The 8322-nt window shown below is 73.6% G+C and carries 7 protein-coding genes; 4 read left to right on the top strand and 3 right to left on the bottom strand.

Features of this window, described 5'->3' with window-relative positions; translation table 11 throughout:
- The 3 genes from ND747_RS18685 to ND747_RS18675 all read left to right on the top strand — a co-directional run.
- The coding region (locus ND747_RS18685) for an alpha/beta fold hydrolase (protein ID WP_251734990.1) at positions 1-2219 on the top strand (2219 nt) is incomplete at its 5' end.
- Positions 2220-2293: 74 nt separating this feature from the next.
- On the top strand, positions 2294-3490 hold the full coding sequence (locus tag ND747_RS18680; RefSeq protein ID WP_251734988.1) for a macrolide family glycosyltransferase: 1197 nt from the start codon (positions 2294-2296) through the stop codon (positions 3488-3490).
- A gap of 95 nt (positions 3491-3585) precedes the next feature.
- Positions 3586-4566: an SAM-dependent methyltransferase gene (locus ND747_RS18675; RefSeq protein WP_251734986.1), complete on the top strand. Its 981-nt coding sequence runs from the start codon at positions 3586-3588 to the stop codon at positions 4564-4566.
- Here the strand turns inward: ND747_RS18675 and ND747_RS18670 are convergent.
- Entirely contained in the window at positions 4496-5659 is a 1164-nt protein-coding gene (locus ND747_RS18670) for an MFS transporter (protein WP_251734985.1), read from the bottom strand. The genes ND747_RS18675 and ND747_RS18670 overlap by 71 nt on opposite strands.
- A gap of 319 nt (positions 5660-5978) precedes the next feature.
- Here ND747_RS18670 and ND747_RS18665 point away from each other — a divergent pair, with 319 nt between their 5' ends.
- Positions 5979-6878, top strand: coding sequence for a LysR family transcriptional regulator (locus ND747_RS18665; protein ID WP_251734983.1), 900 nt, complete (start codon positions 5979-5981; stop codon positions 6876-6878).
- Positions 6879-7135: 257 nt separating this feature from the next.
- Here the strand turns inward: ND747_RS18665 and ND747_RS18660 are convergent, their stop codons facing one another.
- Positions 7136-7807 carry an enoyl-CoA hydratase-related protein gene (locus ND747_RS18660; protein WP_251734982.1) on the bottom strand — a complete coding sequence of 224 codons (672 nt, stop codon included), beginning with the start codon at positions 7805-7807 and terminating at the stop codon, positions 7136-7138.
- 100 nt (positions 7808-7907) lie between these two features.
- Complete coding sequence (locus tag ND747_RS18655) at positions 7908-8231, bottom strand: AzlD domain-containing protein (RefSeq protein ID WP_251734980.1); 324 nt, start codon at positions 8229-8231, stop codon at positions 7908-7910.
- Positions 8232-8322: the final 91 nt, after the last annotated feature.

Below are 8322 nucleotides of genomic sequence, written 5' to 3'. Positions count from 1 at the left end.
ACCTCGGTGCCACCGTGACCTTCGCGGCCTGCGACACCGGCGACGCCGCGGCGCTGTCCGCGCTGCTCGACGGGCTCGCCGCCGACGGCACCCCGGTCACCGCGATCGTGCACGCCGCCGGCATCAGCGGCCGTCACGCCCCGCTCGGCGAGGTGGACCTGGCCGAGTTCGCCGCCGTGGTCGCGGCCAAGGCCACCGGCGCCGCCACCCTGGATGCCGTCTTCCCCGCGGCGACGTCCGGGCCGGGGCCGACGTCCGGGCCGGGGCCGACCCTGGTGCTGGTGTCGTCGGTGTCGGCGGTATGGGGCAGCAGCAACCAGGGCGCCTACAGTGCCGCCAACGCCTACCTGGACGCGCTCGCCGCCCGCCGCGCCGCCCACGGCCAGCCGACCACGGCGATCGCGTTCGGACCGTGGTCCGGCGAGGGCATCGGGGCGCAACCGGAGCTGCGCGACTACCTGCCGCGGCTCGGGCTGCGTCCGCTCCCCCCCGACGGCGCCCTCACGGCGCTGCACGACGCCGTCCGCGCCGGGATGACGACCCTCACGGTCGCCGACGTCGACTGGGACGTGTTCCTGCCGGTGCTGTCGGTGGCCCGTCCACGTCGTCTGTTCACCGAGCTCGCGGCCGTTCTCGCCGCCCAGGGCGACGCGTCCATCGGCGGGGTGGGGACGACCGAGGCCGAGTGGGCCGACGAGAACGCGGGGGATGCGGCCGGAGGCGGTGGCACGCCGACGCCGATCGTCGACTACACCCGACTCGCCGCGGCGCAGCGCGCCACCGCGCTCGCCGAGCTGGTCCGCAGGCAGGCCGCGGCCGTGCTCGGCCATGACGATCCGGACGAGCTCGACACCTCCCGGCGTTTCCTCGAACTCGGCTTCGACTCGCTCGCGTCGGTGCAGCTCAGCCGCCGTCTTGCCACGGCGACCGGCCTGAAGCTCAGTCCCCCGGTCGTCTTCGAGCATCCGACCGTCACCGAACTTGCCGCCCACCTCGACCACCTGCTCCCCACCGCGCCGACGCCGACGCCTACGCCGACGCCTACGCCGACGACAGCGACAGCGCCGACAGCCGCGTCGGGGCCGGCCGCGGGACTCCCCGCGCCGGTCGGTCCGCCGGCGCCGTCGGACGGGCCGCTGCCAGCCGGGCTGGCCTTCCCCGCCCGGATCGACCTGCCGCCCGACCTGGCCGCGGTGCTCGGTGGCATCCCTGCCCCGGACGGCCGGGTCGCGGACGGCAACGCCTCGACCGCCGGTGCTCTGGCCGGCGGTGGCCTGACCGCAGGTGCGGGGGGACTGCTGGCGGCGCAGGTCGGTGCGGGGTTCGGTGCCGGCGGGCTGCTGCCGCAGGTGCGTTCCGACGCCGCCGGCGGCGGGGTGCGCGAGCTGTACCGGCAGGCCTGCAGCAACGGCCGGTTCGTCCGGGGCTTCGAGCTGCTGCGGGCCGCCGGACGGCTGCGCGACGTCTACGAGCAGGCCGACCAGTTCAACGGACGGACCACGCCGATCCAGCTCGCGTCCGGGCCCGGGGCCATCGCGGTGGTCGGGGTGCCGGCGATGGTGGCACCCGCGGGGCCGCACAACTTCGCCCGGCTCGCCCTGTACCTGCGCGGGCGGCGCGACATCTTCGGCCTGAGCCTGCCCGGCTTCGGTGACGGCGACCTGATGCCCGCCACCTGGGAACTCGCCGTCGAGGTGCTGGCCGACACCGTCACCCGCGAGCTCGGCGACCGCCCGGTGGCCCTGGCCGGCTACTCCTCCGGCGGCTGGCTCGCCCATGCGGTCGCCAGCCGGATCGAGGCGTGCGGCGGGCAGCCCGCCGCGGTGGTCCTGCTGGACACCTGGTTCCCCGACGAGAAGATCCGCCGGGGCGACGTCGACGACGAGATCCGCGGCATCGCCATCAACGAACAGGGCTTCGCGCTGATGACCGAGTCGCAGGTCACCGCGCAGGGCGGCTACCTGGACCTGTTCGAGCAGTGGAAGCCCGCGCCGGCCGTCACACCGATCGTGCTGGTGCGCGCTGCCGAACGGATGCCCGAACCCACGCAGGAGGAGCTGGATCGGGAGGAACCCCGCGAGCCGGCCGGACCGGAGTGGGACCTCACCCACGAGACCGTCGAGGTGCCGGGCGACCACCAGTCGATGATGAACGAGTTCGCCTCGTCCACCGCCGACGCCGTCGACCGCTGGCTGGGCCGCCTCGACCGCGAGCACTGACCCGGACCGCGTCCGGTCACCCGGCCGGACGCGGTCCTCTTTCGCCGTCCTTTTCGTTCTTCTGACAGGTGACCATGCCCCTTTCCCGTCCCGCCGCCGGCCGTCATATCGCGATGATCGGCTGCACCACACCGAGTCATGTCCTGCCGTCCCTGGGCGTTGTCGCCGAACTCGTCCGGCGCGGCCACCGGGTCAGCTACGCCATCGGTGACCGGCTCGCCGGCCTGGTCGCCGGCAGCGGCGCCGCGCCGATCACCTACCCGTCCACCCTGCCGGCCGACGACGGCGACTGGCCCGACAATCCCGTTGTCGAGCTGCCCACCCGGCTGTTCCTCAACGAGGCGATCTCCACCACCGACCCGATCGTCAAACACCTCGACGGCGACCGTCCCGACCTGGTGCTCTACGACGTCGCGGCGATGGCGGGACCCATGGTCGGCGAACGCCTCGGGGTGCCGGTGGTGCAGCTGGCACCGACCTGGGTGCCCTGGGAGGGTTTCGAGCAGGACAACGCCGCCGCCCTCGCCGCCACCCACCTGTCCGCAGACGGCCTGACCTACTACGGCGCGTACGGCGCCTGGCTCGCCGACAACGGCGTCGACGCCGACCCGTGGCTGTGGATGGCTTCTCCCAGACCGACGATCGCGCTGATCCCCCGGCTGTTGCAGCCGCACGCCGATCGCATGCGACCCGACGTGCACTTCGTCGGCCCCTGCCTGGACCCGGCCCGGCTCGCCGCCCGGACCTGGACGCCACCGCCGGGTACCCGGCGCACGCTGCTGGTGTCGCTGGGCACCGTGTTCAACGACCGCCCGGACGTCTACCGGGTCGCGGCCGCGGCGTTCGCCGACACTGACTGGCAGGTCGTGATGGCCGTCGGGAAACGCCTCGACCCGGCCGGGCTCGGGCCGCTGCCCGCCAACGTCGAGGCGTACCGGGAGGTGCCGCAGCTGGACGTGCTCGCCGAGGCGTCCGCGTTCGTCACCCATGCCGGCATGGGTGGGTGCGTCGAGACGCTGTGGTTCGGCGTGCCGGCGGTGACGATCCCGCTGGCCGCCGAACAGTTCGGCAACGCCGCGATCCTCGACGCCCTCGGGATCAGCCGTCAGCTCGCCGCGGACCAGCTCACCCCGGCACTGCTGCGCGCGGCGGTGGAGGATCTCGTCTCCTCGTCCGTCATCGCCGAACGCCTGGCCCTGCTGCGTACCGCGGTCCGCTCGTCCGGCGGCGTCGAGGTGGCAGCCGACGCCGTCGAGTCCTTTCTGCCCTGACCCGGCCGCTCTGCCCTGACCCGGCCTCGTCTGGCGGACTATCCCGCCGAGAGCTACCTTCAGTGACGACGCGAGCACACCCCTGGAGGTCGGCCATGGCGAACGTGCGGCAGTCAGCACCCCGTCGACAGACGGACCCCCCGGAGATCACCCACCCGAACATCGGCGGGGACGACGGGATCGACGACTGGGACATCACCACGGGGGTGGGCATCACGGCCCTGGCCGTGGCCGCCGCCCGGGCGGTCGAACGCCACCAACCGGACGCGATGTGTGACGATCCGTGGGCAGCGGCGTTCGTGCAGGCCGCCGACCTGCACGAACCCATGCCGACCACGCCCGAGGAGGTGACCGCGAACGCACTGCCGGACACCTGGATCCTCACCCACCGCTACCTGGGCATTCGGACGAAGTTCCTGGACGCCGTCGTCGCCCGGGCGGTGGCGGACGGCATCCGCCAGACGGTCATCCTCGCCGCCGGGCTCGACACCCGAGCGTTCCGTCTGCCGTGGCCGGCGGGCAGCACGGTGTACGAGATCGACCAGCCACGGGTGCTGTCGTTCAAGCTGGCCGTCCTGCGGGCGCAGGGGGCGACGGCCGGCTGTACGCACCGGCTGGTGCCGGTGGACCTTCGTCGAGACTGGGCCACGTCCCTGCTGGCCACCGGCTTCGACCCGGACACGCCCACGCTGTGGCTGGTCGAGGGGCTCACCCCCTACCTGCCGGCGCAGGCCGAACTACGGCTGCTGGCCGGCATCGACGCACACTCCGCCCCGGGCAGTCGGATCGCCGTCGAGGAGGCCCGCAAGATCCTTTCGGCCGTCAGCGACGAGGAGCTCGACGGCGCCCGGCAACGCTGGGGCGTCGACATGCGCACGCTCGTGTACGACGAGGACGACCGCGACGCCGCCGGGGTGCTGCGCGGGCTCGGCTGGCGGGTCACCGCAGAGACCATCGCCTCGATCTCGCGCCGGTACGGCCATCCCGTCGACGCCGCGTTCGCGGTCACCGCGGACGCGAGCCAGCTCGTCGCCGCCGAGCGGCCGGGCCCAGCCGCTCCCACGCCGCCACGGTGACGGCGAGCAGTCCGAACGCGGCACCGGTGAGGCTGACGGCGCGCCAGCCGCCATGGCTGTAGGCGGCGTCGGCGGCCAGGGAGCCGAGCAGTCCGCCGGCGAAGTAGGTGACCATGTAGGCGGCGGTCAGCCGGCTGCGGGCCTCGGGACGCAGCCGGTAGATCTCGCTCTGGTTGGTGATGTGCAGCGCCTGCACCGCCAGGTCCAGCACCAGAATGCCGACGATCAGCCCGACCAGGTGCCGGTCGCCGAGCGCGAGCGGCAACCAGGACACCAGCAGCAGGACGGTCGAACCGACCGTGACCAGACCCGTGCGGCCACGGTCGGCGGCCCGGCCGGCGCCGCTGGCGGCCAGCACCCCGATGAGGCCCAGCAGGCCGAACAGGCCCACCACACCCGTTGAGTAACGGTACGGCGCCCCGCCGAGCAGGAACGACAGCGGCGTCCACAGCGCACTGAACCCGCCGAACGCCGCCGCCCCGTAGATCGCCCGGCGGCGCAGTACCGGCTCGTCGCGCAGCAGCCGCGCCACCGAGGCGACCGCCTCGCCGTAGCGCGGGGTCGACGCCGGCCGGGGCGGTTCGGCCGGCAACCGGACGGCGAGCACCACGCACAGCACCAGCTGCACGCCGGCGGCCACCCAGTACGGGGTGCGCCAGTCACCGAGATTGGCCAGCCACCCGGCGGCCGTACGGGCCAGCAGAATGCCCAGCAGCAGCCCGCTCATCACCGTGCCGACCACCCTGCCGCGTTCGGCGTCCCCGGCCAGGCTCGCGGCAAAGGCCACCCCGACCTGCGCGGTGACACTCAGCACGCCGACCGCGGTGCCGGCGGCGAACAGCTGCGCCGGCGAGGTGGCCGTGGCGAGCACGACCAGGGCCGCGACCTGGCCGGCGGTGAGCAGCGGGATGAGCCGGCGCCGGGCGACCAGATCGCCGACCGGCACCAGCAGGAACAGTGCCACCAGATACCCGCCCTGGGTGACGGTCACCAGCAGCCCCGCGGCCCCGGTGGACATTCCCAGCGACGCGTGGATGTCGTCGAGCAGAGGTTGGGCGTAGTACATCGCCGCGGCGCTGAGCCCCGTGCTCACCGCCAGCAGCCCGACCAGCCCCCGGCCGAGCCGCCCTGTCGTGGCCGTGGTCGTGGTTGTCGCGGTTGTCGTGTCTGTCGCGTTTGTCGCGGTTATGGCTGGCGCCACGGTCGCTGCCGTCGCCGTCGCCGCTGCGGTGGGGGTGGCTGTCATGCGTTTCCTGGACACGGCCCCAGCGTCGACCCCACCCGGGTAACCTGTCCAACAGAACAATCAGCTTGGTTTCATCGGCAGCATCGATAAGTCGGCAGCATCGACAAGTCCGATATCGACAACTCCGATGGTGAGCGCCCACCCACCCGGGTGGCGGTGGGTACGGGTGAGCGGCGCGAGGGGCGGCATGGTGGAGTTGCGGCAGCTCGAGCACTTCCTCGCGGTCGCCGAGGAGCTGCACTTCACCCGGGCCGCGCGACGGGTGAACATCGTCCAGTCGGCTCTGTCCTCGTCCGTCGGTGCGCTGGAGAGGGAGCTCGGCGCGAAGCTGTTCGTCCGCAGCACCCGGGCGGTCCGCCTGACCCGCGAAGGCGAGGTGCTGCTGACCGAGGCCCGCCGGGTGCTGGCCGCCGCGCAGACGGCGCGGACCGCGGTCGCCGAGGTGGTCGGCGGGGTGCGGGGCCCGCTCGCCATCGGGATCATGCAGAATTTCCGGCGCGGGGTCACCGACGCGCTCGCCGCGTTCCACACCGCCCATCCCTCGGTCGACCTGCGCATCGTGCAGGCCCCCACGGTGGTCCTGCTCGACCGGGTCGCCGGCGGCCGCCTCGACATCGCCTTCGCCTGTGTCGCCGAGCCGCTCACCGGGCTGGAGGTCACCCCGCTGGACTCCGAACCGATGGTGTTCGCCTGCCACAGCGGGCATCCGTGGGCACAGCGGGCATCGGTGTCACTGACGGACGCGGCCGGCGAGCTGTTCGTCGACTACCCGCCCGGATGGGGCGCCCGCACCCTCGTCGACGCCGCGTTCGCCGAGCTCGGCGTGCGGCGCCGCCCGGCCTGCGAGGTCGGCGACACCGACACCCTGCTCGACCTGGTCGCCCACGGCCTGGGCGTCGCCATCCTGCCCCCCAGCCTGGACAACCGCCACCACGACAGCCTGCGCCTGATCCCGCTCGAGGCACCCGCCCCCGTCTACCCCACCGCGATCGTCACCCCCGCCGGCGCCACCTCCGCCGCCGCCCGCATCCTGCGCGACACCGTCCTCGCCCACCAGCCCGGCTGACAGTGCTCCTCCCGTCGACCACCCTGCCACGCATGACCCCACGTATCCATCCCGGCACCCAAGGCGTCCCTCATCGTCCGAAGTCACACCCGGGACGCTCGGCGACAGACCCGTACCCGCGCCACGACCGTGATCGACGACGGCGGCACGGTTGCCGTTCCCCGTGTGGGGACGAAACGAAGGCCGAACCCCACAGCTCGAACAGCGCCCGCCCCAGGGGGCAGACAACCGGCACGTTCCATAAACGGGTCAGGTGCTCAGACGCCGGGGGTGGGGGTGCGCAGAGCGGCGAGGGTCTCGGCGTAGAGGGTTTCCTTGATCTGGGCGCGGGCTGGCTTGGTCTTCGCCGCAAGGGGACGGGCGAGCTCCAGGGCGGCGGGCAGCAGGCCGTCGGCGGAGGCCACGGCGTCGACGATGCCGGCGCCAAGCGCCTGCGAGCCAGCGTAGCGCTGGCCGGTGGTCATCGCCAGGTGCGCGGTGGGCGGGGTGAGGCGCGCGCGGACCAGCGCGGACATACCGGGGGTGAACGGCAGGTCGATGTCGACCTCGGGCAGGCAGAAGTAGCCGCGGTCGGTGCGCATCACCCGCAGGTCGTGGGCCAGTGCCCAGATCGCCCCGGCCGCGAAGGCGTGGCCGTTGAGCGCGGCCACGGTGATGACGGGCGAGGCCAGCGTGCGGGCCAGCAGATGGTGCACCCGGTCGAGGTACGGGCCGACCTGGTCGGTGTGGCTGAGCAGCCAGTCCAGCGCCAGACCGTTCGACCAGAACCGTCCGCTGCCCACGGTGACGAGCGCCCGCGGGCCCTCGGCGGCGGCGGCCTCGTCGAGGGCGGCCTCGACGGCGTCCATCCAGTAGGGGTGGAACCGGTTTTCGTCATCGGGGTCGAGATGCAGCACGAACACCTCACCCTCGCGCTTCATCGTCGGCATACGCCGAACGTACCGCGCTGACCTGTGCCTCCCGCGCTCAGGATCAGCTGTCGAAGGTGCCAGCCGGCGGCGTACCCGGACGGTCATGCCGCCCGGGTGGTCAGCGGACACCGAGGGCGCGCAGCAGGGCGGTGGTGACGGCCGCGGCGACCACGACCAGCAGGAACGGGACGCGCCGCCAGGCGAGCAGGCCGCCGAGGACGACGCCGGCCAGCCGGGCGTACCCGGCGAAGCGGTGGTCGACGATCAGGGTGCCGGTGGCCGTGACCGCGGCGAGCAGCACCGTCGCCGCCCGGGTGGTGAGCCGCTCGACCGCGTCCGGCAGGGTGACCCGGCTGCGCAGCAGCGGCCCCGCGGCCCGGCAGGCATACGTCCCGACGCCCAGCACCGCCGTCGCCACCAGCAGCGTCGGCGCCCCGATCACCGCTCGTCCCGCGCCGGACGTGGACGGCGCCAGGCGGCGAGCAGGCCGAGCGGGGCGAGCACCACCGGCAGGCCGGCGGGCAGGACGGATG

The organism is Frankia sp. R82 (assembly GCF_023716925.1).
Lineage (GTDB): Bacteria > Actinomycetota > Actinomycetes > Frankiales > Frankiaceae > Frankia.
The sequence above is the reverse complement of the archived record's forward strand: the minus strand, read 5'-3'. Positions and strand labels throughout refer to the sequence as shown.

Coding starts and splice junctions, on each gene's coding strand:
- ND747_RS18680 (WP_251734988.1), top strand. CDS start 2,294: ATGCCCCTTTCCCGTCCCGCCGCCGGCCGTCATATCGCGATGATCGGC.
- ND747_RS18675 (WP_251734986.1), top strand. CDS start 3,586: ATGGCGAACGTGCGGCAGTCAGCACCCCGTCGACAGACGGACCCCCCG.
- ND747_RS18660 (WP_251734982.1), bottom strand. CDS start 7,807: ATGCCGACGATGAAGCGCGAGGGTGAGGTGTTCGTGCTGCATCTCGAC.